The sequence below is a fragment of the Chitinophaga horti genome, assembly GCF_022867795.2.
Classification (GTDB): Bacteria; Bacteroidota; Bacteroidia; order Chitinophagales; family Chitinophagaceae; genus Chitinophaga; species Chitinophaga horti.
Genome location: NZ_CP107006.1, coordinates 5,022,002 through 5,046,639 on the forward strand (window position 1 = coordinate 5,022,002; position 24,638 = coordinate 5,046,639).

At 49.7% G+C, this 24,638-nt stretch carries 13 protein-coding genes and 1 pseudogene; all 14 read right to left on the reverse strand.

The features are described from left to right. Positions 1-51: 51 nt before the first annotated feature. The 14 genes and pseudogenes from MKQ68_RS20210 to MKQ68_RS20265 all read right to left on the reverse strand — a co-directional run bounded on the left by MKQ68_RS20210 (position 52) and on the right by MKQ68_RS20265 (position 24,638). Positions 52-651 carry an RNA polymerase sigma factor gene (locus MKQ68_RS20210; protein WP_264280679.1) on the reverse strand — a complete coding sequence of 200 codons (600 nt, stop codon included), beginning with the start codon at positions 649-651 and terminating at the stop codon, positions 52-54. A 136-nt stretch (positions 652-787) separates the two neighbouring features. Further along, complete coding sequence (locus tag MKQ68_RS20215) at positions 788-3,178, reverse strand: ABC transporter permease (RefSeq protein ID WP_264280680.1); 2,391 nt, start codon at positions 3,176-3,178, stop codon at positions 788-790. A gap of 230 nt (positions 3,179-3,408) precedes the next feature. Next, positions 3,409-5,811, reverse strand: a complete 2,403-nt coding sequence (locus MKQ68_RS20220; RefSeq protein WP_264280681.1) for a S9 family peptidase — start codon at positions 5,809-5,811, stop codon at positions 3,409-3,411. A 193-nt stretch (positions 5,812-6,004) separates the two neighbouring features. Next, on the reverse strand, positions 6,005-9,661 hold the full coding sequence (locus MKQ68_RS20225) for an SGNH/GDSL hydrolase family protein (protein ID WP_264280682.1): 3,657 nt from the start codon (positions 9,659-9,661) through the stop codon (positions 6,005-6,007). Positions 9,662-9,867: 206 nt separating this feature from the next. Further along, the gene (locus tag MKQ68_RS20230; RefSeq protein ID WP_264280683.1) at positions 9,868-14,328 is read right to left on the reverse strand and encodes a GDSL-type esterase/lipase family protein; all 4,461 of its coding nucleotides are present in this window, start codon (positions 14,326-14,328) and stop codon (positions 9,868-9,870) included. Between the two features lie 260 nt (positions 14,329-14,588). Beyond that, on the reverse strand, positions 14,589-15,707 hold the full coding sequence (locus tag MKQ68_RS20235; RefSeq protein ID WP_264280684.1) for an acyltransferase family protein: 1,119 nt from the start codon (positions 15,705-15,707) through the stop codon (positions 14,589-14,591). Between the two features lie 233 nt (positions 15,708-15,940). Next, complete coding sequence (locus MKQ68_RS20240) at positions 15,941-17,833, reverse strand: ABC-F family ATP-binding cassette domain-containing protein (protein WP_264280685.1); 1,893 nt, start codon at positions 17,831-17,833, stop codon at positions 15,941-15,943. 1,087 nt (positions 17,834-18,920) lie between these two features. Next, positions 18,921-20,492 carry a hypothetical protein gene (locus MKQ68_RS20245; RefSeq protein WP_264280686.1) on the reverse strand — a complete coding sequence of 524 codons (1,572 nt, stop codon included), beginning with the start codon at positions 20,490-20,492 and terminating at the stop codon, positions 18,921-18,923. Between the two features lie 54 nt (positions 20,493-20,546). After that, positions 20,547-20,927: a Rossmann-fold NAD(P)-binding domain-containing protein gene (locus tag MKQ68_RS25800; RefSeq protein WP_285892319.1), complete on the reverse strand. Its 381-nt coding sequence runs from the start codon at positions 20,925-20,927 to the stop codon at positions 20,547-20,549. Positions 20,928-20,960: 33 nt separating this feature from the next. Then, positions 20,961-21,080, reverse strand: a pseudogene (locus MKQ68_RS25980) (hypothetical protein); the annotation flags it as partial. Then, a complete protein-coding gene (locus tag MKQ68_RS25805) occupies positions 21,026-21,511 on the reverse strand; it encodes an NAD-dependent epimerase/dehydratase family protein (RefSeq protein WP_285892320.1) in 486 nt (161 codons plus the stop codon). The pseudogene MKQ68_RS25980 and the gene MKQ68_RS25805, both read right to left, overlap by 55 nt. 62 nt (positions 21,512-21,573) lie before the next feature. Next, positions 21,574-22,317 (reverse strand): glycosyltransferase, encoded by a 744-nt coding sequence (locus MKQ68_RS20255; protein ID WP_244844758.1) that lies wholly within the window; start codon positions 22,315-22,317, stop codon positions 21,574-21,576. Positions 22,318-22,396: 79 nt separating this feature from the next. After that, positions 22,397-23,518: a glycosyltransferase family 4 protein gene (locus MKQ68_RS20260; RefSeq protein WP_264280687.1), complete on the reverse strand. Its 1,122-nt coding sequence runs from the start codon at positions 23,516-23,518 to the stop codon at positions 22,397-22,399. Beyond that, a complete protein-coding gene (locus tag MKQ68_RS20265) occupies positions 23,502-24,638 on the reverse strand; it encodes a hypothetical protein (RefSeq protein WP_264280688.1) in 1,137 nt (378 codons plus the stop codon). The genes MKQ68_RS20260 and MKQ68_RS20265 overlap by 17 nt, the downstream gene beginning before the upstream one ends.

A 24,638-nucleotide genomic window follows, 5' to 3' on the forward strand; every position in this document is an offset into this window, starting at 1 on the left:
GTAAGTAAGACACCGGATTAAATAGCCGGATACTCCTTTTTTGAAGAAATTTTAGAAAAATATTTTGGCAGCCAGCCAAACCGGCCCCAGTAGCGGAAGGTGCGACACCAGCTCGCGCAGCTGCTTCAGTGCTTTTTGCATGAGGTTGAGCACGGACTGATAGTTAATATCCATCACGCCCGCTATTTCATCGTAGGAAAGTTCTTCGTAATAATAGAGGTAGATGATCTCTTTTTGCCGTTTGGGCAGTTCGTTGAGGTAACGCGCGATTTTTGCTTTGAGGTCTTGTTGCTGCTCAGCGGTAATGATAATATCTTCCGTGGAAAATTCGATGTCTGGCTCGGAGGGCGGCAATATTTGCAGGCGCCGCAGGCTACGCAGCTGGTTCAACGTTTGCCGGCGCAGGGCGGTGAGCCAAAAAGCCCGCACATTTTGCAGCATGCCTATCCGCTCTTTCTTAAACCATATCTTGATAAAAAGCTCCTGTACCACATCATTTGCCAGCGCCTCGTCGTTAAGCATAGCAAAGGCATACCGGTACAATACCGGGTGCAGCAGTTCATGAACGTGAGAATAAGCCAGTGTATCTCCGCCCAGCACCGCCTCCCACCAAATGCGTAAGTTGTCGTCTGTACTCCGGATTTCTGACATGATTTAGGCCAAAGCTAACAAAACATTATCCTGTAAAATAAGCAATAGAAATGATTTTTAAAGCAGCTTGGGGTGGACGGAAAAAAGAAGGCCGGGAACTGCTAGCGTCCCCGGCCAAAGGTGTAAAAAATACCGTTTATTCTGTTTTCAGACTTTTGACCGGATCGGAGAAGGCGGTGCTTAATGCGCGTCCACCTACGGTAATCCAGGCGATGAGTACAGACGTCAGGATGGCGATTGCAAACACGCCCACACCCATCGGCGCTCTATAGGCAAAATCCTGCTGCCACGACTGCATAAAGTACCAGGCAATGGGTGCGGAAATCAGGAAAGCGATGCCCGTAAGCACCGTGAACTCGCGGGAGAAGAGGTAAAGAATATTCGCCACCGAAGCACCTAACACTTTACGAATGCCCATTTCCTTCTTGCGCTGCACGGCCATGAACGACACCAGCCCGTACAGTCCCAGGCAGGAAATGAAGATGGCGATACCGGCAAAGATTTCGTACACGGTTGCCAGTTGTTGCTCCTCCCGGTAAAAGCTGGCCACTTTATCGTCGAGGAACTGGTAACTATAACTGTAATCGGGATAAGCGGCGTTCCAGTACTTTTCGATGGCATCCATGGCCGGTTTCACATTTGCGACTGACAGACGGATATTCAACACCCGGTACTGCCGCATGGCTGACGACATCAAAATAGGATCGATATGATTGTGTAAGGAACTGCTGTGAAAATCTTTGATCACTCCCACGACCGGTAAATTCATCTGCCCCCACAGATCGATGCGTTTACCGATGATCTCGGAAGGATGTTTTAAACCCAGTTTACGCACTAACGACTCATTCACAATAAACTCGCGCACCGTATCGGAGGCCGATGAGTAATTATGACCGGCTACAAAATCAATATTGTACACTTTAAAGAAGTCACCATCCGCCCATTTGATCGTGGTGGGCCAGTCGGTACCTTCGGAGCGGTTATCGTACCGGAAGCCCGACCACCAGTGGCCATAGTCCGACGGCGTGACGGAGCTGGCACTGACCATCGATATACCGGGCTGCTGCAGCAACTGTTGCCGTAACACCGCGATGCGCGAACGACTGGCACTGTCTGGCGGTATAGGTACGTTCACGACTGATTCTTTGTTATAACCGATGGGCGTATTGCGGAAGTAATCCATTTGGTTCAACACCACGAGCGTGCCGATAATGAGCATTTGTGCGATCACGAATTGGAAAACGACGAGTGCACGGCGTAAGGACAGGCCGCCGATCGTTTTGGCGGTAATCCTGTTCTTCAACGCCATTACCGGGTTAAAGCCCGATAGTACAATGGCCGGATAAAAACCAGATAATAAGGTTACGACGCCGGTGAGCAACACCAGGAAGAGCAACAGCGGCCAGATCTTCGCATCGCCCAGGTTCACCCTTGACTCCAGCAGTACATTGATGAAGGGCAGCACGATAAACGCGATGATCGCACCGATGACTACTGCCGATACGGTGATCAGCAGCATTTCACTCATAAACTGGATCACCAGTTGGCGACGGGTGCTGCCGAGCGTTTTGCGCACCCCGATCTCGCAGGAGCGGCTTACCGCCTGGGCGGTGGCAAGATTGATGAAATTCACGCAGGCAGTAATCAGCAGGAAGGTGCCGATCAATATTAACGTCAGGCGGCTTTGCCGACTTACGACGGTGCCGCTCAGGTTATCGTACCGGTCGTCGAAGTGTACTTCGCTCATCGGTTGCAGCAGCGGCGTACGTTTCGAGTCGCTCATATGCCGTTTTACGAGTTCGCGCATTTCACGGCGCACTAAGTCGTGCGATACACCCGGGCGTAAACGCACATATAGATTAGATCCGCTGGAAATACTGATCCAATCGTCGAATCCGCCAAAGTAAGTATTGCGGTGGCGGAAAGCCATCTGGATATTAAAGTCGGTATTAGCCGGTGGATTTTCGATGATGGCAGCTACTTTACAGTCCTGGCGATTGCGGTAGCGAAAACTTTTACCCAGCGCGTTTTGCCAGGAGCCGTACATGCGTTCCGCGGTCGCACGGCTTAAGATCGCATTGTTCGGATCTGTCAGTACCATTTTATCGCCCGCCAGGAACTTGAAGCCCGTCATGCTGAAAAAGTCCGGATCGACAAAAAACACATTGTCTTGCGAAAACTTCTTTGGGTCGCCTTTACCGTCATTAACCAGGATCTGGTCGCCGCTGGTGGTGGCGACGCCGCTTACATATTCGAACTGCGCCAATTCGTTCTTGAAAGCTTCCGGCATGGGGAGTGAAATGGCATCGTTGAGGTTCGGGCCGTTGGTACCGGTATCTGCGACGACTACCCGGTACAGGCGGCCGACCTCCGGATGAAAGGTATCGAAACTCAGGTGGAATTGCAGTACCAGGAAGATGAGCACACAGGCGGCAATGCCCGTGGCCAGGCCCGCGATATTGATGATCGCGTAACTTTTATTACGCTTCAGGTTACGAAAAGCGATCTTTAAATAGTTCCTGAACATGTGGTTTTAGGTTTGGGTAAGCATCAGGAAGCATCCCGCGTACCAAAATCAATCTCTATGGTTATCAATATATTTAAATATTGTCAGATAGATGCACATGTGCGAAATCGAACATTGCCCGTCCGCTATTGTTCCGGCTTATCTAGTTCTTTGCCGCGGGTTGCTGCAAGGCATTGCCGTCGTATTGTGAAGATAAAAAAAGGGGCCGTGTTACCACAGCCCCTTCGTTGTTATTTAGCGTCTTTCAAGTACTTCGTTAGCCATTGGTCCATCTCCCACAACATATGCAAAATGCTTTCCTTCGCGGCGTAGCCGTGGCTTTCCTGCGGCAGGAACACCAGGCGGGCGATGCCGCCATTACCTTTGATCGCGTTGTACAGCCTTTCGCTCTGTACCGGGAACGTGCCGGAGTTATTATCCGCCTCGCCGTGAATCATGAGTAAAGGTTCTTTGATTTTATCTGCATAGGAGAAAGGTGACATTTTATAGTACACCTCCGGCGCCTGCCAGTACGTGCGCTGCTCGTTCTGAAAACCGAATGGCGTAAGTGTACGGTTGTATGCGCCACTGCGCGCGATACCGGCCTTAAAGATATCGGTATGCGCCATGAGGTTCGCTGTCATAAACGCGCCGTAAGAGTGACCACCTACAGCCAGCCTGTTTTTGTCGCCCACACCCATCGATGTGATTTTTTCTGCGGCGGCTTCGGCGTTCATCACTACCTGTTCAATAAAGTTATCATTCGGCTCCCGGTTGCCCTCGCCTACGATCGGCATTTCGGTAGCGTCCATTACAGCGAAGCCCTGCGTTACCCAGAAGATGGCGGAACCATAACCCACGCGCGTGAAGCGGTATTGCGAACCACGCACCTGGGCGGCATCGCTGGCACTCTTATATTCACGCGGATAAGCCCACATCAATACCGGCAAACGCCCATCCTTTGCGGGATCGTAACCTTTGGGCAGGTAGAGCATTGCGGTAAGGTCAACGCCGTCTTTACGTTTGTATTTCAGTAGTTGTTTCTGTACACCGAGCAGCTGTGGCTGAGGATGCGTAAAGGATGTAAGCTGCGTTGATTTTTTCCTTTTGATATCGCGCAGGAAGTAGTTCGCGGGGTCTTCTACAGACTCGCGGCTGGTGATGACGAGCAGTTTAGCCGGATCGATGATTTCTACCGGCGTTTCGTAGTAAGGAGCTGCACTGCGCCAGAGGATGTTTTGCTTACGCGTTTCCAGGTTAAAGGAAGCAATGAAAGGCATGTCGCCTTGTGGCGATGCACCTTCGGAAGTCATCAGTAATTCTTTCGCGGGAGAGATGTACAACACATTCGTACCGAAGCTGCTCTTCACCGTTACCGGGTCTCCGGGATCGTTGTAGCGATCATTATCGGAACGATCGATGAGTACGACAGGCTCCTTCGCCAGGTTGGACGGATCGATCTTACTTACTTTTGTTTTCTGCAGACTGCGCATCCCTTCGGATAGCAATGCCAGTTGGGCATTACCCCATTGTAAGCCCCGATAACGCATGGTAGTACGCGCGAGTGATACCGCTTCGCCGGTGAATGGGGCTGTCAGCATTTTCACTTCATCTCTCACCGCAATTTTTCTACGCGGATCGCCGCCATCTAATGCCTGTACCCAAACCACCGTCGCTGCCACATCTGCGCGCCAGTTAAAGCTGCGCGGAAAACTAACCGTCGCATCAAAACCCGTCGGCCTGATTTCGTCCAATGGATTTTCTGCCAGCGTTTTTACCTTTTCGCCGGATATTTTGATGATCTCGATCGTTGTCGGGAAACGTTCTGCCGGCACCAGGTAAGAGTAAGGTTTACGCAGCCGGTTCACGAGCAGGTATTGTTTATCCGGCGAAGGCCTTACGGAAGTATACACCGCAGCAGGCGCGATGACTTTCTCGCTGCCATTGCCTACAACCACCAATTCCGTCTGGAAGTAATAATCGAACAGTTTTTCGTCATACGGATTCTTGAGCAAATCCTGGTAAGTGGCGGCCGGGGCGGCTTTACCTTTTGTTTCCTGTACGGTAGGCCCTTCTGCCGCCAACGGTTTTTCGGGCGCAGCACCCATATTTACTGGCACGGCCTGTACCAGTATGGCATCGTCGCTTAACCAGGCGATTGGATTACCGATCGTTGTATTGATCTTACGCCGGCTCACTTGTGTTGCAGTTTTAGCAGCTACATCCGCCTTCCATAACGTGATGCCATTTGTACCTGTCACCAGGAACGCGAAGTATTTGCCCGACGGTGACCAGCTGATAGCTCCGATGCGGGCATCTGCAGGCAGGCCGGTTACGGGTGATTGCTTTTTCGTATTTGGATCGGTAATCGTAATGTTCGTATAATAACTGCTGCGGCTTTGCCCGAAGGTAGCAGGATTGATACGTTGCCCGGCGAGGCGATATTCCGGCTGCGACAACTCTTCTATGGTCGGGTAGGTGCTGCGGCCGAGCAACAGCATCACCGTACCTTTATCGTTAAAACTCACAGCTGGTGTGGCAGGCGCCATGGCCAGATCGTAAATCGCCGCGGGTGGGCGTTGGTATTTCAGCTCGTCCTGCGCGAAAGCCTGTACGGCTACTAGCAACAGGGCGGAAAGCACTAATTTCTTCATAAACAGACTAAAAAATTGTAACGGCACAAGATAGCGAATTCGGAAAAGGGCGACAATTTATCCGGGACGGGCGGTAATAGCAGCAAGATGATGTGGGGTAGTTTAAGATGCATAGCTTTGGTACCCGAAACAGGCATACAATAAAAACGGGCTCCCCCGAAGAGGAACCCGTTATCTATGCAGCAGGCTGCCGTTACTGTTTTACAAGTCGGAGTTTAGTTTTTCCGCCATCTATCAACACATAATAGATACCACTACTCCAGTTACCAGCTTCGATGCGGGTACCATTTTCGTAGGATGCATGACGATAAACCAGCGCGCCAGCAGTGTTAAACACCTCCACCTGGTGGCCACCAGCAGATAACCCATTGATGCGGAAGTCGCCGGAAGTTGGATTCGGGGTTAGCAGTTCCAGCTGCGCACCTGCTTCAGGCGTTGGTGCTGCAAATGCCAGCCGCGATCCGGATCCAGGCGATACGGAGATACTGCTGCTATTGAATGTACGCGCCGCAGAATCTTCCAATTGCACACGATAATGGGTAAGCGCGGTAACCGTAAAGTTATCGTTGTAGCTGTACGAAGCGCCTGTTAACGTTCGACCTGCCGCGTTCTGCGTACTCACTGTCGTCCACGACCAACCGTTGGTGCTGCGTTGCAGCCGCCATTTCGAGCTTTCCTTTTCAATACTGCTCGTCCATTGCACACTCGGTTTACCACCTACAAGTACCGCTGTAAATGAACTGAGGTTCACAGGCTGCAACTGCACCGGATCAGGCAAAGCTTTTACGGCCGGACTGTAAGTTGCGCTGCCATTCGTCGTTTCCATCTTCAGGCGATAGAAGAAGGCGATAGATGGCACCAACGGATCTTTGTAAGTGTATTGCCTTGCCGTTGTGCTGTTGCCGGCTGCCGGTACAAACGCGAGTATGTCCCAGGTGACAGAATCCACACTTCGTTGTAATACAAATTTAGACGTATTGGTTTCGCTCGCGGTCGACCAGTTAAGGTAACCGTCGTCGTAGTCGCGCGTTACGGTAAAGCTCGTGAGCGCAAACGGCCCGGTCGCATAAGCCAGCAATGCCGAAGCGCTGTAGAATGCCCGGTAGCCGGTGTCTTCCATCTTCAGGCGATAATATACGTTTTGCGTGAACACGGTACTGTCGGTAAAGCTGTAACTACGCGCCGTAGTGGAATTACCCGCTGCCGCGATCGTGCGGATGCCCGTCCAGCCGGTGTTGTTCAAACTCCGTTCTACGGTGAAGCGTAAGGTGTTTTTCTCACGCGTGGTCACCCATTGTACGAACGGATAGCTGCCCACTTTGGTAACGGTCGGTCCGGTATAGGTGAACGGCTGTGCATACAGTGGGTCTGGCTGTATTTTAATACCGCCGCTGTACGTATGCACACCAGCAGTGTCTTCCATATGCAAACGATAGTACCATACCTGTTGCGGCACGTTAGTGTTCGCAAATGTGTAGTTCACCGGCACAGCGGAAGTGCCGGTCGCTGGTACGTTACCTACCGTCGTCCAGGCAGCGGAATCGGCGCTACGTTCTACGATGAAACGCAGGCTGCCGTTTTCGCTGGCGGTGGTCCAGGCGAGGTTGCGCTGGTTGTAGTCGGCGGTACCGGTAAAGGCTGTCAGCACAAACGGAATGACCAGTTTATTGAGCTTTACAGAATCGCTGTAGAAAGCACGCTGACTGGTATCTTCCATTTTAAGGCGATAGTACACATCTTCGTTCAAGATGCTGTTGTCGGTAAAGCTGTAGTTACGTAAGGTATTGCTGTTACCGGCGGCGTTCACCGTGCCCGCGGTCGTCCAGCTGGTTGTAGACAGGCGGCGTTGTACGGTAAAGCGGAGTGTATTCTTTTCTTTCGTGGTGCTCCATTGTACGTAAGGCAGGTTATTCTGTCGCGTAACGGTTGGGCCGCTATATACGAACGGCTTCGCGTACGAGGAATCTGCCTGCACTTTCACTACGTTCGAGTAGTAGCTGCCGCCAGAAAGGCCTTCCATCTTCAACTGATAGTAATAAGTCTGCAGCGTGGCCGGTTTATCGACATAAGTATAATAACGCGGCGTGGTCGAAGTACCGGCTGCGTTCACCACCGTTACAGTCGTCCAGCTAACAGAATCTGCGCTGCGCAAGAGCGAGAAACGCCAGCTGTTGTATTCCGTAAGTGTTTTCCAGCCTGCGTTAAACTGGTCCCAGTCGGCAGTTACGGAGAAGCTGTCCAGCGCGAACGGCGGCTGTGGTTTCAGCAGTTTTACTGAATCACTGAAGGTGCTGCGGCCTAAACTGTCTTGCAGGCGTAAGCGATAGAATACGTCGAAGTTGAATCGGTTATGATCGATGTAAGTATAGCTGCGTAGTGTGGACGAGCGGCCGGCGGCGTTTACCGAATCGATGGTGGCCCAACCTGCGCCGTTGTTGCGGAGGATGAAGAACTTATCCGTATACTTTTCGCGGGTGGTCTGCCAGCTCAGATTGGCGGCAGTATCGTTACCCGTCACCGCGAAGTTTTGCAGCACGAAAGGTTTCCAATAACCACTGTCAGCGTTTACGCGAATACTGTCGGTAAGGAACTGTCGGCCGCTGCTATCGCTGATGTGCAGGCGGTAGTAAAACGAACTATCCGAAGTAAGTGTATCTGTATACGTATAATTCGTTGGTACGGTAGCGTTACCCGCAGCAGGCAAATCTGCTATCTGCTTCCAGGTTGATACGGCCGTTTTTCTCTGCAGTTTGATGCGATGCAATTTTGTTTCGAAAGTGGTAGTCCAGTCGAGCTTCGCTGTATTATAGCGTGCAACGCCGGTGAAGGACGAGAGGGCATAAGGAACAGGTTGCGCATCAAACTTAACCCCACGCGTGTAGAAGATGCGGTTGCGACTGTCGCGCAGTTTGAGGCGATAATAGATAGCAGTACTCTGTGTGCTGTTATCTGCGAAGGTATAATTGCGGGTAACGATATTACTGCCGTTGGCCGCTACTACACCCACCGAATCCCAGGCCAGCGAATCGAGGCTGCGTTGTACCACGTACTGCGTCATCAGGCGTTCGCCGGTAACCGTCCAGGCGACAGACCTGCCGCTGCCGGCTGCCGTTACCGCCAGGCTTTGCAGGCGGATCGGGCCTTTACACAGTGTATCGGGAATACCTTCCGCCACCGTTCTCTCGAACATAATACGATGTGCGGCATTATTCAGGTGGATGCCATCTCCCGACGCATATGCAGAATTGATCGTACCATCGGTATTGGCGAAGGTCGTCCAGAAGTCGATGTACTTAGCGCCGAAACGCGTGGCCAGCCAGTCTCGCATATCCATCAACGGTTGCCGCGAGGCGCCCCACATCTGGTCGCGGGGCTGGGTAGACGTTACCCAAACAGCGATGTTCATGGAATCGGCTGTGGCCCAAATACGGTTAAAGTTGGCTTGTTGTTCCGCCAGGGGATAACCGGCGGAGGCATCGTTAGAGGGTAAACTGATCAGGATGGCATCCGGCGAAAACTCATTGATCGCGCGGGTGATGTTTACCGCCGGATCAGGAGCGGGGCGCGAGTCGCCCGGAATGACAGGCGGCCTGTACCAGCTGGGCTGCACGGCATACGTGTTGATACCGCCTGTAGCGATATTATACACCGCCCAGTTTGGGTGTATGGCTTCGAGGTGCCGCTTCAGCCGGCGACCAAAGGAGCTGTCGATACTCGTGGGGCCCGACCAGCCGGCGGCGGTGGACGATCCCACAATTACCAGCCTGAACCCTTTATCGGTACAAACCTGGGCAAACGTGGACGGGGCACTGAGTAATGCAAGCAGCAACAGTGCATAGAAATGTTTCATGCAAAACAATTTTGAGGCTCGATAAGAAATAATGTTTCTGGTTCGGTAGGGGTATGGGGCTAATAAGATAAAAGTACTCCGGCGAATTGCCGTTTCATATAGCATCTTCATGTGATCATCGCGAATACAGCTGCATTTCAGCCCACAAAAAAGCCCGTTCAGTCATTTTAAGACTAAACGGGCTATTCGTTATTTATACAGTAGGATTAAATCTTGATAAGGGTGATGCGGTACCTGCCTTTATTCAGCTGTATGTAGTAAATACCGGCGGGCCATGATTCGGTGTTGATCGCTTCCCCGGCGTATTGTGTGTTACGATATACCAGGACACCACGGCTGTTATATACTTCTGTATGTACGCCGGTGGCGAACCCGTGAATCTTGAAGCTGCCGGAGGCCGGGTTGGGGTAGGCATATACCTGGCCGGTGGTGGGTTGCGGATCAGTAGGGTTGCTCGTAATCAATACCACTACTTTCACTGATTCACCTGGTGTGCGGGTACCATTTACGCCTACAGCGAGCACGCGGTAATGTGCCCATACCGTATTGGCAACATATGCATCGGTGAAGCTGTACGCAAGGTCTGCCGACGATTTACCGGCGGCAGGCAAACTGTCGATGCGTGTCCAGGCGTTGCCGTCGTTGCTTCTTTCGATGACGAATCGCAGGCTGCCGTATTCGCTGGCGGTAGTCCACTTCAGGATGCTTTTTTCGCTCTCGCGGGTTACGGTGAAGTTCTTGAACACGGCGGCTTCACGGCTATCGGCGGCTAATTTTACTTCGGGACTGATAAAGGTAGCGCGATCGAACAGGTCGGTCATTACGACACGGTATGTTTGCGCAGCGGGCAGGCCTTCGGTATCGGTGAAGCTGTATGACTGACCATCCATATCGATACCGGCGGCGTTCACGGTCCCTATCTTCAGCCAGCTATTGTCCGCATTCTTTCTTTCGACATCGAACGATTTCGTACGGAACTCTTTCAGCGTAGACCAGCTGATCACCTGTGTTTCGCCTTCACGGGCACCGGTGACGGCACCGTAACGGACAGGCGTATTATAGTTGGAATCTATCCGTACGAACATTTCATTCGTAAGGGTACCGCGGCCAAATTCATCACGCACCTGCAGGCGGTAATATGTTTCCTTCTCCTTATACTCATTATCCGTAAAAGTATAATCGCCGGCGCCTTTGGCAGGCACACTATCGATGCGCGTCCAGGTATTGCCGTCCAGGCGAAGGATATTGAAACGTACGAGCCCGAACTCTTTGGTTGTGTTCCAGGCGATCACCTGTTTGTCCAGTTCACGTTTCACCGACTGGCCGCCAAAGCGAACGGGCGTCACGTAGTTAGAATCGATTTTCACCAGCGCCTCGTTGCTGCGCTCCGTTCGTTTATATTTATCTCGGAAAGTAAGACGATAGTAAATGTCTTTATGATTGTACTCCTTGTCAGTAAACGTGTACGGTTTGTCCGTCATCGAAATACCTGCAGCCGGCACCGAATCTACCCGTACCCACGCGTTGCTGTGGTTTCTTTCAATGAGAATGTCGGTGGTAAAAAATTCCTTGGTCGTCGTCCAGGTAATCACCTGCGTGCGACCATCGCGCACCCCGCTGAAGCTTCCTACGCGGAAGTAGCGATTGTAGTTCGAGTCTACCGGCATAGCAACAGCCGGGCTATTAAATACGCGGTCAAACGCATCCAGCATCACCACCCGGTATTGCACCTGCCTAGGTGTATAGGAGGTGTCTTCAAAAGTGTAATGCTTAGTAGTGTTAGACATTTCCGCGGCTTTAACCCTTCCTTCCAAAGCATTCCAGCCGCTAAAGTCTACGTTACGCTGTACTATAAACTCACTGGAATTCCATTCTTTGCTCGTGCTCCAGCTCACCGTCTGTTTGTCCAGGTTGCGCACTGCGCTTACGCTAGCATAATGTATAGGCGTCGCGAAGTTAGAGTCTGCCACTATTTTGACAACGACCGGCACCGTGAAATAGCGGTTGCGGACATCCATATATCGCAAACGATAATAAACAGCATTGGTGGTGCCGGAAATGTTGTACGTATAAGTTCGCTCATACGTCACATTTTTGTACACACCTTCGCCGCGCGCGGCTACGAGGTCAATGTTAAGGGCCGTCCAGTTTGTACCGTCATTACTACGGTCTACCGTGATGTTTCTCATATTCTTCTCTACGGAAACCTGCCATTTTATAGTTTGCCGGTTGCCCTCCTGAGTGCCGGTGAGCGAAGCCAAACGGTATGGCAGGGCAAAAAGCGTATCGGGATTCACTTCAATTATTGGCGTCAGCGTTCTCCGGCCGGCGCTGTCTTCCAGTACCAAACGATAAAACAAGGTAACCTGCGCCACATTTGGATCTATATAGCTGTATTGGACAGGTGATGTACTGTTACCCGCTGTGGCAATAGGCGTTGCGTTCACCGTTTGCCAGTTACTGAGGTCGGAACTTCTGACAACGGAGATTTGTTTTGCTTTACGTTCATATTCGGTTGTCCAGGAGAGCATGGCACTTCCCCAATCGCCATAGCCGGTAAAACTTTTCACGCGGAACGGAGCATCGCCACGCGCATATACGCCATGTGAGCCGGCAAACTGGCGGCCCAGCGAATCTATTGCACTAATGCGATACCATACATCCGCATCGTAGTAACGGTCATCGTTGATAAAGCCGCCGGTAACAACGGTATTAGTCATCACCTCCCAACTCTCGCCATTATTGATAGAACGCTCCGCCACATATGACTGGATCATTTTATTACGCGTGATGGTGTAGGGAATATTTGATGGTGCCGTGATTGTTCCGATAGCAGACCGGAAGGGATCCAGGTACAAGGGGTCCGGCAGTGCTTTTACCGCTGCAGAGAAAGTACCGCCGTTGGCCGAATCGGTGCCTGCCACCCGATACCACCTGTTCACTCCGGCAAAACTCGTATCGGTAAAGGTATAAGTATAAGGTGCGGCGGAAGGATACGTAACCACGTTTCTCCAATTAGCGGAATCTGCGCTTACCTGCAGCGTCAATTCTTTCAGGCGGCGGTGGCGAACCGTGTTCCAGTTAACCGTAGTACGGTGATAATCTATTTTGGCGATAGTGAGCGCACCCAGGGCGAAGCCTTCTCCTAAAGTGATTACATCAGAGTAGTAAGTACTGCCGTTATTATTATTCACCATGCGCAACCGGTATTGTGCGCCGCTATGCGGATTCGTATCGCGCAGGTCGTAATTGCCGTTTACCGGCACCTGTTTTTTATCGATGGCCGACCAGTTGCCCGTTGCACCGGCTGGAAATTCGAGGTGAACCGAATAAGGCGCCGTTACCGAAGCCGTAAAACGGGCAATATTACTTGCCCCTTCCGCCGCTACCTGGAAGCCCGTGATCAAAGGCTTTTCGTCCGGCGCATTCAGCACCAGCGTATCGCCATGCAACAATTTACCCGTTAAGGTGCGGCCGGCGATCACATAGGTACCACCCGTGAGCCAGGCGGTGGATTGCAGCTCGTAGGCTGATTGCCCCGACGCAATACTGTCGATAGCTTCCCAACGGCCACTCATCCATTGCAGGATGTAAGCCGATGCGATCCAGGTTTCCTTCGTCCTGTTCCAGCTCCATTTCAGGCGCTGGTTGGCCGTGGTAATAGTGGCATTATTGATAATAAATTCAGAAGAATCCTTTGCTTCCAGTACCGGAGAATAAAACACCCTGTTTTTTGCATCAGTAATCTTAAGGCGGTAATAGGGAAGCGCTTCCGTATCTGTCTGCGCGTATTCCTGCAGGTCATAGCCGTTACTGGTCGAAGGCACCTGCGCCCCTACATCCTTCCAGGCACCGCCTTCCGAACGCCCCTGCAGCTGGAAACCCGTTACATATCTTTCAGCCGTCGTTGTCCAGGATATTTTCGCCACCTCACCAAACCGAGTGGTAAACTTCGCCAGGGCAACCGGGCCTGCGCAGAGCGTGTCCAGGATATGCTCCGCGATGACACGCTGCGCCATGATGCGGTGGGCCGCGTTATTCAGGTGGATGCTATCGGCAATTGCATACTCCGGAACAATTTTACCTTCAGCCGTGGCGAACGGATCCCAGAAGTTAATGTACCGGCTGCCAAAACGGTTTGCCAGCCAGTCGCGCATCAGCATCAGGGGGGCGCGGCTCACGCCGTACATCGTGGTACGAGGCTGCGTGGAAGTGATCCATACCGGCACATGCAACGAATCAGCAGCGGCGACAATACGATTGAAGTTCGCTTGTTGTTCCGCTACCGGGATGCTTTGCGCCGCGTCATTGGACGGGAAGTTTACCACCACGGCATCAGCTTTCAGATCCTTCAGCGCGCGGGTAATATTTTTTTCAACACTTGCCACCGGCCGGCCGACTGGCGCCTTGTACCAGGACGGTTGTGCAAAGTAGGTAGTCGTTCCCGCTTCTGCGAGGTTGCGCACCATGTTGAGCGGATTATCTGCCCTGATCTGCCTTTCGAAAATCTTTACCCAGGAACTGTCGATGTGCGTAGGCCCGTGATAACCGGCGGCAGACGAGCTACCCAGGATAACGATGGTAAAGCCCTTGTCGGTACAGGTTTGGCCATAAGTTGAAAGCGCGCTGGTTAACAGCACTAACAGGAGTGTAAAAAGTTTATTCATGTATCTGCATTTAGGCCGGGCAAACAATGGTACAGGGATCGTTTGCCAGATAATTTTCGGATCAGAGTGTATTCGTAATTGCGCTATATCATCGGTAACATCGCAAACTGCGGCATCGGGTTAATGATACGAGGTCTTTTCATGGAAGTGGCTAACAATAATCGGTGTCAAAAATACACAGAAATGGCTGGGTTCCCCTAACACATTGATGTTATATGAAATGGGTAGGGGCGGACCTTACGGCCCCGCCCCCATGACTATTATACCTTAATGTAAATCCTCTTCTTATCGAGCCACCACCCCAATAACCAGAACAACCCTACATGAAACAACGCAAACAACAGCGAGCCATTCAGTTCCCCCGCCAGCGGCCTGAAAACGGTTTCGTAAAACCAGCTATAGAAGCCCTTGCCAGGTTCGGGGCGGATCAACCCGTAAATCTTTACCAATACGCCCGACATCACGAAGATGAACAATGGGTTCTTACCAAATACTTCGAAGAAATACCAACCGCGTTTCCATTGTACGATTTCTACCAGGTAGATGAAGATGGACAAAATTACAGCCGCCAGTCCTGCAGAAAGCAACACATAAGAACTGGTCCAGATCTTTTTATTGATCGGGAACCAGCTATTCCATACATAAGCCAGGGCCACGAATACCAGTCCGGCCAGTGCGAGGCGTATTACGGTACCGGTGTTTTTGCCTTTCCGCTGGATGTAATCACCGGCGAGATAACCGCAAATGACGTTTACGATGGCGGGTAATGTACTTAACAACCCTTCCGGATCAAAGGGAACGCCTTCGCCACGATACATGTGATTTTCACCGAGGATGGCCTTGTCGATGAACAGGCCTGCATTGCCTTCGAGACTATAAGGATCGCCCTGTCCGCAGGTTAGTAAAAGTCCCCAGTAGCCCAACAGCAGCAGCACGGATGCTATGATCGCACCTTTAGGTTTAAAGTAATAGATGATGAGGGCTGCCAGGCCGTAACAAAGCGCGATGCGTTGCAACACGCCCATGATACGGAGTTTGGCCAGTGACTTAAACACCAGCTCATCCCCTGACCAGGCTACGAACGGAAACCAGTTAAGCAGTAAACCGATGAGGAAAATAAGGGCCGTACGCTTAAATATTTTCGCTAGTGGGGCGTCGTACTTCTTTAGGGCGAAACTCATCGCGTTACCTACGGCGAACAGGAAGAAGGGGAATACCAGGTCGGTGGGCGTCCAGCCGTGCCATTTGGCGTGGCCAAGCGGCGCGTAGATGTGTGCCCAGCTGCCGGGGGTGTTTACCAGGATCATACAGGCGACGGTAAGTCCGCGGAAAACATCCAGGGACAGGAAACGATTAGGCGATGACGTGGGGAGGCTCATAAACGATGTTGGTTAATCGCTTAAAGCTAATAAAAAGTATGGGCTTTTTAGGTTTGCGGGCAGCAGGGTAGTCAGCTATTAACCACTCGTGCGGAGATAGCGCACGAAGATTGCTTCCTTCGTCGCAATGACGAAGGAAGTTGGCTTCATCTCCTCCGCGCCGTCATTGCGAATGAAATCAAGCAAACTTCCGCTCCAATCTCCGCACTTGCAAACATATGATGACGAAGAATCTACGCCATTTCGCTCAGCTCCAGCCAGCGCAGGCCTTTTTCATCCAGTTGCTCCATTACCACGCCGATGCGCTGTGCAGCTGCCTGCAGCTGTTCGTAGCTGAGGGAGCCGGAGGCCAGTTGCTCGTCCAGTTGCTTCTTTTCGGCTTCCAGCGCCTCCATGTCTTTTTCGAGCAGTTCCATTTCGCGCTTCTCCTTAAAAGACATTTTCTTTTTCGGTTCGGCTGCTGCCTGGGGAGCGGCCGCCGGTGTTTCGACAGGACGTTCTTCTTTCTTCGGCTCTGGCTTTTCCTGGTCCTTTTCCCACTCACGGTACTGGGTGTAGTTGCCCGGATAGTCGCGCACTTCGCCCTCGCCTTCGAATACAAAGAGGTGGTCCACCAGTTTGTCCATGAAGTAACGGTCGTGGCTCACGATGAGGATGCAACCCTGGTACGTCAGCAGGAAGTCTTCCAGGATGCTGAGCGTGGGCAGGTCCAGGTCGTTCGTCGGTTCGTCGAGCACCAGGAAATTTGGGTTGCGGAATAATATGGAAAGCAGGTGCAGGCGGCGTTTTTCACCACCGCTTAACCGCGAAATATAAGTGTATTGTTTTTCCGGCGGGAACAGGAACAGCTGCAGGAACTGCGCGGCGCTTACCTTAGAGCCATCTGCCAGCGGAAAGTTTTCAGCAATGTTTTTAACGAACTCGATCACCCGCATGTCTTCTTTTATCTTGAGACCTTCCTGCGAGTAGTTACCAAAAATGATCGTATCGCCCACATTCACCTTGCCCGAATCGGCCTGTTCATGGCCCATCAGGATATTGAGGAACGTTGATTTACCCGCGCCGTTTTTACCGACAACGCCTATACGTTCGCCCTTCTTAAACGTGTAGTCGAAGCCTTTCAGGATCACCTTTTCACCATAGGCCTTGTACACCTTTTTCAATTCGATGATCTTACCACCCAGGCGGCTCATTTTCACATTCAGCTCCAGCTGCTGCGACTCCAGGCGGGCCGTAGCACGCTCTTTCACTTCGTAGAAAGCGTCCTGGCGCGATTTAGACTTGGTGGTACGGGCCTTGGGTTGCTTACGCATCCATTCCAGCTCCTTACGGTAGGTATTACGCGCCTTTTCAACACTGGCCTTTTCCGACTCTTCGCGGGCGGCCTTTTTTTCGAGATAGTTTTCGTAATTGCCTTTATAGATATACAGCTGGCGGTTATCCAGCTCCATGATTTCGTTACAAACGCTGTCGAGGAAGTAGCGGTCGTGGGTAACGAGCAGCAGCGTCACATTTTCCTGGTCGAGGTAGTTTTCCAGCCACTCGATCATGCTCACGTCCAGGTGGTTCGTGGGCTCGTCCATGATCAGCAGCGTATGTTTATGTTCGAAACCGATGTCTATCAACACCTTTGCCAGTGCTACGCGTTTTTGCTGCCCACCGGAAAGCGTACCGATTTCCTGGTCGAGGTGATGAATATTCAGTTTGCCGAGGATCTGTTTCACCTTGGAATCGAAGTGCCAGGCGCCCATTTCGTCCATTTTGGCGATAGCGGCCGTCAGCGCGTCCGGATCGGGTTCGGCGCCTTCATCGGTAAGCAGTTCGTATTCGCGGATGGCGTTAAGGATCGGGTGACTGTGATCGAATATGTTTTCGAGCACCGATTTTTTAAGGTCAAAGCCATGGTTTTGTTCGAGCATTACGACTGTTACGTCCTTATGTATCCACACCTTGCCTGCATCGGGCACTTCTTTACCGCACAGGATGCGTAGCAACGTGGATTTGCCCGTTCCGTTAAGGGCTACGAGGGCAATCTTATCACCTTCTTCAATATGGAAAGAAATGTCTTCGAATAGAGGCGCTTCTCCGTAGGACTTGGTGAGTCCTTCTACAGTAACATAATGCATTCGGCGAAGTTACACATATCCGGGAAAAAGCAGTAACAGGAGATACGGGCTCATGTATTTGGCAGTTTATTAACATAAAAACCGGCCTTCACTTATAAGAAATTCAAATATTATATCGTATATTCATAATAGAAAAAGAACTATCCGGACGACCAGGCACAGCTATTACAGGACTTGCAGACACAATGCTGACTTAAATTTCTCTTTTAATATATCGACTTTACAAATTAAACACGTGTATACTCCCCAGGTGATATTGACAAGCCGTGGAGGGTAAAGGGGGATGCACATTGCAGTTCCGTTTGATGCGGAACGGTGGGCCCGGCCTTTATCCATATGCGGTTTCTTTTGTTTGTCTCCCCTGATTAGTAGATATAAAGCCCCGGCAAACGCCGGGGCTTTTGTTTTGGCCTAAGCCGAACTTCGTGGCCCCCAGCTGGCAAGCTTGCAGGGTACCATCGCGTTGGATTAAGGGCCTGAACAGATTTTACGCCGGTGAGGGCGGTTTGCGTGCATCGGCGGGATCGATTCCGGGAGCCGATGCGAATGGTCCGGTGCTTATGCGCTTTCCTCAGCACGTTTCATAAAGCCGGGCTGGCAAGCTCGCTGGCGTTATGGGCGGGTGCGTCGGATATGCCGTTTTTGCGACGGAACGTCACGTTTCAGAATGGAATCTCCGGTTGGTGCCGGTAAGTTGCTGACAGTTGGTTAGGAAGTTAAATAATCTTGTTTTTGTTTCACTGTTTAGCCTTCTCTCCGGCTGGTAGTGAGCCAGCGGAACGCGGCAAAGAATGCCGTAACTGTAGTCATGGCTAAAAGATGACTTACAAAGTTGTACATAGCTCTCGGTTTAAAAATAATAATGCTCGTAACGTAAATGTGCCTCGATATTTTAAAGTTACTAAAATTTAGTGTCAGGTGAACACCTCTTTTGGGGGATTATTTTGGGTAGCTATTTTAGGGGCACTGCGGATTAACGGGCAACCTAGCGGATGAGGCAGGTAACGGAGATGACACATTCGTGTTAATGCGACTGCATCGTGGCTGCATAAAAAAAGTCCGCCCGTTTGGGGCGGACTTCTATATCTTAAAAGTCGTAGTAGAATTGCCTGAAGGTCGTGCGGAGCCCGAACTGGAAGATGAGCTCCTTGTTGATAAACAAACTGTTCGTTTCCTGGCGGTGCGTTAATGAAGCTTCCAGGCGGAGGTTATACTTTGGATTGAGCACATACGCCAGCGACCCGGTGGCGTAAATCAGGTCAGTTTTGAGCCCCTGGCCAATCGTGTTGCCGTATTCGGACAATCTCAGTTCATAAGATTTGAAAATATCCTGTCCATAACTAACATCATTATTTCGATCGAGCCCATAGTTGGAATAATTGACCTGGGCACGGGCAAACCAACGCTTATGTCCATAAGATGCGATACCTATAAACTCATTAAAATTAGCACCAAGAGGATGGGCCAATGATTGGTTATAGTGAGCATAGTTGCCTTGGGTGTTACGGAATGAATAAGTGTATGGACGGGCAGCATTAAATTCTCCCTGTAAGTCTAAACCATCGACCTTGAAGAGGTCGAAAGCTTTGAGACCCAGTTGGGTTGCCCACTTATTGCCCCACCATCCTTCACCATTGAACATCTCCTTAATCCGAAACTCGTCAAGGACAACTTGTCCATAAGCTGTTACCTTTGGCCACAATTTGTATTTCGCGGTCATGCCCATCATTGCATTATCGGATGATCCTACCGAGTGCTCGGCAGGCCGTAAGAAAATTACGGGATTAATATATGACCAGTCAAATCCTCGTTTACGGCCCGCAGAATCGGCATCCGGCCAAATTACGGCATCGAACAGGCCGATGGAGAGTCTCTTATTAACGTTCCAGTCGAGATAATGAAAAACGCCCCACTTTTTGAGATAGCCAATGTCTTCATAAGCTTGTCCGAATGTAAGACTCTTCAAATCCATAAACTGCGCCCACATCGACGTATACTGCACATTTCCTAGGTTTGCCGTTACTTTCAGATATGGATAGCTAAAATTGATATCAGAGAGTATCATTGAACGATAGCCATCTCCAATAAAATTAGTTCCATAACCTAATGTTAAATCCAGGTGTCTACTTGGCGAATACTGCATTAATGCATTTACGTAAGCGTAGTCGTAATATTTCCCATCGCCTCCCTTAGGCTCACCCTGCCCTGGTATAACGCGGTGTTTCAACCAAAAGCTGTCAATGTAGGCAGGCATTTTCGCCTGGTTCTCATAAAAAGAGCTTTCAAAATAAAACTTACGACCGATGTTCCCCTGTACGTGGGCACCTCTCGTGTTCGTCCATACCGTCTTACCGTTCCCCGCATTACTTCTGCCCACATTGAAATCGCCAATCAAATCAGCAAACACATTGAAGTCATCCTGCCTTATCTCTACCAAATGCTCCAGGAAAAGCTTCCGGTACAACCATTTTCTCTCCGAACGTTCGGTTAATGTATCTTCCCGTAAAATATTGCCCAAAGACGTATGCCGGTTGACAGAATCCAGGTAAAGTGCGCGGATATCTCTGTAATTATACATACTGATAGACGGCAGTGTGCCCTGAGCAAAGCCAGACACTACTATCAACAAAACAGCCGCTGTCAAAAAGAATGACTTCATAATATTGGATTTAACGAACCTGCACTCGGACTACATGTATCATGCACGTTATAATTAATTCGTGCTCTGGCGGATGGACGAAATCGTTCGCCGCAGGCCCTCTTCTAAACTATAAGGTGTTATAAATCCTGTGCTCTTTACCTTACCGGCATCAAATTGCGTGGTTGCACAGAATTTCTTTACACGGATGCTGCTAATGGCATACTTCTTACCGCTTACCTTTGATAAAATATCAAATGCAAGCCCCCCGCAATAGCCAACGAAATAGGGAACTTTCAATACTTTCCCTTTTTTACCCAGCTGGCCATACACAACGTCAACCAGCTCTTTGGTAGACAAGTCAGGTTTGTCTGCATAATTATACAGCTCGTAGCCTGGTCTTACTTCAACCAACAATTTCTCCATGAATGCGACAATGTTTTCAACATAGGCCATAGACTTTTTGTTTTCGCCACTTCCAATCATCATGAATTTGTTGGAAACTATCTGCTGAAGAAGGTTATATACGTTTCCTTTATTTCCCTCCCCGAATACTACGGTCGGACGTATGATCCGAAGGCTTTTTTCTCCGGGTCTTTTTGTGCCCAGGCTCTTAATACTTCTTCTGCCTGCCATTTGCTTTTTCCGTAATGGTTAAACGGATCTGCCGGCATGCTCTCGTTCGGGTTGGTCTTATTCAGACCGTAGATAGCCACGGTACTGGTAAACACGATGTTGGATATCCCTAAACTATCCATCACATCCAGCACATTTTGCGTGCCTTCGACATTTACATCGTAATAAAGTCTAGTCGGCGTTACGTCGTCGCGATGTTCCGCAGCTAATAGTACCACAACATCGCTGGCTACCATTGCCTTTGTAAGCTCTTCTCGTGAACATACATTCGCCAGGAGCGTAATTTCGGGCACCGTCCGGGACTGCGCCTTGTCAATGTTTGTTACTTCGTGTTTTGAAGTCATCAATCTCCTTATCAAAGCTGTTCCGATAAAGCCGGATCCCCCGATGATAGTAATCTTCATAATTCAATTTTAATATAAGCTCAAATATATCAACATAACATCAATCAGCGCTATTAAGCCCACTACTTTCTCAGCACTGTTTTATATATGACTTGCAGAAGTCCTTTGGGAAGCATCCTGACTAGGGCTCTGCTTACGGCATTTTTGTAAAACTCTGTTGCGCTCAGAAAGCCTTCGTTTCGCATTAAGCGGAAAAACTCGATATCCTTCCGTATATAGGCCATTCCACGCCGGCGTCCCACCATATCGTTGCCGATACGGGCATGTACTAAAACCTCCTGTATATTATGTAGTATAGCACCGGCTTTCATCATTTTGTACCACAGATGATAGTCTTCCAACATACGGTTATGCCAGTAACTTCCTGCAGCCAATGCCACTTTCTTTCTAAAAAAAACAGTCATGTGGTTCATTGGATTCCTCTTCTTCATATACCGGCAAATATCCTGATGGTACTCTGGCACCCGGCGCTCCCTTCCTATATCGCCCGGTTCTGCCCCAAATTCGCTGATAAACGCCCCTAAAATATCTACCTTCGGATGGTCCTGCAGGAATTTCACCTGCTTTTCAAACCGCTCCGGTATAGCCAGATCATCGGAATCCATCCGGGCCACCCACTCGTTACGGCATGCGCGCAACCCGGTATCCATGGCTACACCCATTCCCATATTCCGTTCTAACCTGACAACCGTGAAAAGCCTTTCGTGTTCAGTAGTATATTTTTCTATGACTTCATCAAGCTGGTCGGTCAACGGCCCATCTGCAACGATCAGTATTTCCTCTGGAAGTACCGTCTGGAAAAGCATTGAATCAACTGCTGAAGAAAAAAAGCGGGGTTTTCCTTATGGTACACCGGTATCAAAACTGAGAACTTCATACTGATTGTTATAAGTTGTTAACGGTCAAAACATCTACGAATTTAATCTCTTGCTCCAGCGGACTGAATTTTGAGAGCTGATCGGGAATGTGGGCAATATATCGCTCCCTGTTTGTAATCAGCTCGTACATACCGTCGGCGATAGCATCCGGACTATCAACGTTTTCACAAATGACGCCAGCCTGGCCAACGACTTCCGGCAACGAGGAGCTATTGGCTACGATGGATGGTTTGCTGAAATACATCCCCTCCAGCGGCGGGATCCCGAAACCTTCATACTTACTCAGGTATACAATTCCGGAGCACTCCTTGATGAACCGTTCCTTTTCTGGATCAGGCAGATAATCTGTAAAAACTATCTTGTCATTCATGGACAGCTTTTCGGCCGCGGCAAAGATACCGTCATAATTCCAGCCCTTTTTACCTATAATGATATACCTGAAATGGGGCAGGTTATATTTTTCTATAAGCCGTTTGAAGCCTTTCATTGAGTTTTCTAGGTTTTTCCCGGGCTCAATCGTGCAGATCGTAACAAGCGTTGGGAGGCATGATTGCTCCGCCTGAAAACGAGTAGCGGGTAAAAAATTGTACACTACCTTAACCTTTTTTGAAGGGATGCCGGTGAGAAACAATATATCCTTTTTCGAATGCTCCGAAACTGTGATTACCATATCTGAAAGCCGCGACGCCCACTTTGATATAGCCCGTACATATATTCCCCTTAACCGACCGTATTTCTCCCGGATGAAGAAAGGGATCATGTCGTGTACAGTACATACGTACTTCACCTTTCTTCCGATGACCACCGCCAACAAAGGCATCACGGGCGTCGGCGCATAATAGGAGCCCTTTTTCCCGACAAATAAAAACGGCATAACCAATTGCTCATACAATATGCGCATCAGAAAGCTATTCATCTTCTTCACGGGCCTGAGGATAATCCTCTTATCGTCTGGAATAGAAAAAACAGTTCTTACATCCAGCTGATCGTTGCAAAATATGTGAACTTCATCAAATTTCGGGAACAGGCGTTCCTCGTAATTTATTTGTTCAAATAAACGCTTCATGAAATACCCCGCACCAGCAATTTGACGTGAGCTAAAATTTAGTAAGTTAATGTACAACGTCATGATTTGCTTTGGGTTTAAAACAGAAACTAACTAAATATTGTATAGCCAGGTAGATAACTGTTAATGGTGCAATGCCGAAGTAGTAAAGAATAAGCGAGGCGTTGTTCTTACCCGATTTCAGAAAAATCTGGTAAGTGTATTTTCTGAGAAATCCTGTAAAAAATCCTATGATAATGACACTATAAAAACCGAAATCCGCATAGATTGTACCTAATCCAAATGAAGGCATATAATTCGCGGCTGCCTCATCCGGTAAGAAATCATAGTTCAGAATGGCAAATCCGAATGCGACCGGTTTGCCCGGCCACACCAACCGGGGAATGTACTTGTACCATGAGGAAACGTAAATTTCCCCATGATAAAGCTCAGCTCTTGGCTTCGACAATTCGTCCAGCAGAAAAGACTGCTTCTCATAGATATCGAAGTAACGGATAGCGGCCAGAAAAGGGTTTTCGAAATAGGTGCGGGACTGCATGAAATGGTAGCCGATAAATAACAAAAAGATCGGCACTGCCCATATCAACATCTTCTGAAACTTTATCCCTCTATATTCCTCGAAGAAAATGGCAAAAAATAACAGGAGGTTGAAAATTGCGAACTTGTTACCCGAAAACACTAGCAAGAACATCAACCCGATCGTAAAAGGGGTAAATTTCCGCTTATGAGCAAGCAATAGCATGATACTGAGGAAAAGAAACGTTTTGCCCAAGTCATATAACGAAGCGAATTGACTGAACACCACAGTCTCATAATAACATCTGATGCCTCCCAGGGTAAGTCCGCATGCGAACAGAATTGGTAACGTGGGAGCAATAAATACACCTGCCGTCGCCAGATCTACTCCGGCCACACGCGAGGGACTATTAATAGACGCCAGTGAAAAAGATTTCAGATTCGTCATCGTACCCGCAAACAATGCTGTCACATAGGCAATGATAACCCAGTCTGACTTCACATTATCTTCAGATTCGGGGAATACGCCCACCATAATAAGTTGCGGAACGATCAGAAAAAGCAATGGGAAGTGCGCCTCGAAGAAGAATGGGTTCATCAGAACGCCAAACTTCCTGACAGATAAGAATATCAGAAACAAGACATATAGAAAAGCAAAAATCAGCAT

Bases quoted from the DNA above. Each gene is read 5' to 3' on its own strand.
- MKQ68_RS20265 (WP_264280688.1), bottom strand. From the start codon at position 24,638: ATGCTGATTTTTGCTTTTCTATATGTCTTGTTTCTGATATTCTTATCT.
- MKQ68_RS20225 (WP_264280682.1), bottom strand. From the start codon at position 9,661: ATGAAACATTTCTATGCACTGTTGCTGCTTGCATTACTCAGTGCCCCG.
- MKQ68_RS20230 (WP_264280683.1), bottom strand. From the start codon at position 14,328: ATGAATAAACTTTTTACACTCCTGTTAGTGCTGTTAACCAGCGCGCTT.
- MKQ68_RS25805 (WP_285892320.1), bottom strand. From the start codon at position 21,511: ATGAAGATTACTATCATCGGGGGATCCGGCTTTATCGGAACAGCTTTG.
- MKQ68_RS20240 (WP_264280685.1), bottom strand. From the start codon at position 17,833: ATGCATTATGTTACTGTAGAAGGACTCACCAAGTCCTACGGAGAAGCG.
- MKQ68_RS20255 (WP_244844758.1), bottom strand. From the start codon at position 22,317: ATGCTTTTCCAGACGGTACTTCCAGAGGAAATACTGATCGTTGCAGAT.
- MKQ68_RS20245 (WP_264280686.1), bottom strand. From the start codon at position 20,492: ATGAAGTCATTCTTTTTGACAGCGGCTGTTTTGTTGATAGTAGTGTCT.
- MKQ68_RS20210 (WP_264280679.1), bottom strand. From the start codon at position 651: ATGTCAGAAATCCGGAGTACAGACGACAACTTACGCATTTGGTGGGAG.
- MKQ68_RS20215 (WP_264280680.1), bottom strand. From the start codon at position 3,178: ATGTTCAGGAACTATTTAAAGATCGCTTTTCGTAACCTGAAGCGTAAT.
- MKQ68_RS20220 (WP_264280681.1), bottom strand. From the start codon at position 5,811: ATGAAGAAATTAGTGCTTTCCGCCCTGTTGCTAGTAGCCGTACAGGCT.
- MKQ68_RS25800 (WP_285892319.1), bottom strand. From the start codon at position 20,927: ATGGCCTATGTTGAAAACATTGTCGCATTCATGGAGAAATTGTTGGTT.
- MKQ68_RS20260 (WP_264280687.1), bottom strand. From the start codon at position 23,518: ATGACGTTGTACATTAACTTACTAAATTTTAGCTCACGTCAAATTGCT.
- MKQ68_RS20235 (WP_264280684.1), bottom strand. From the start codon at position 15,707: ATGAGCCTCCCCACGTCATCGCCTAATCGTTTCCTGTCCCTGGATGTT.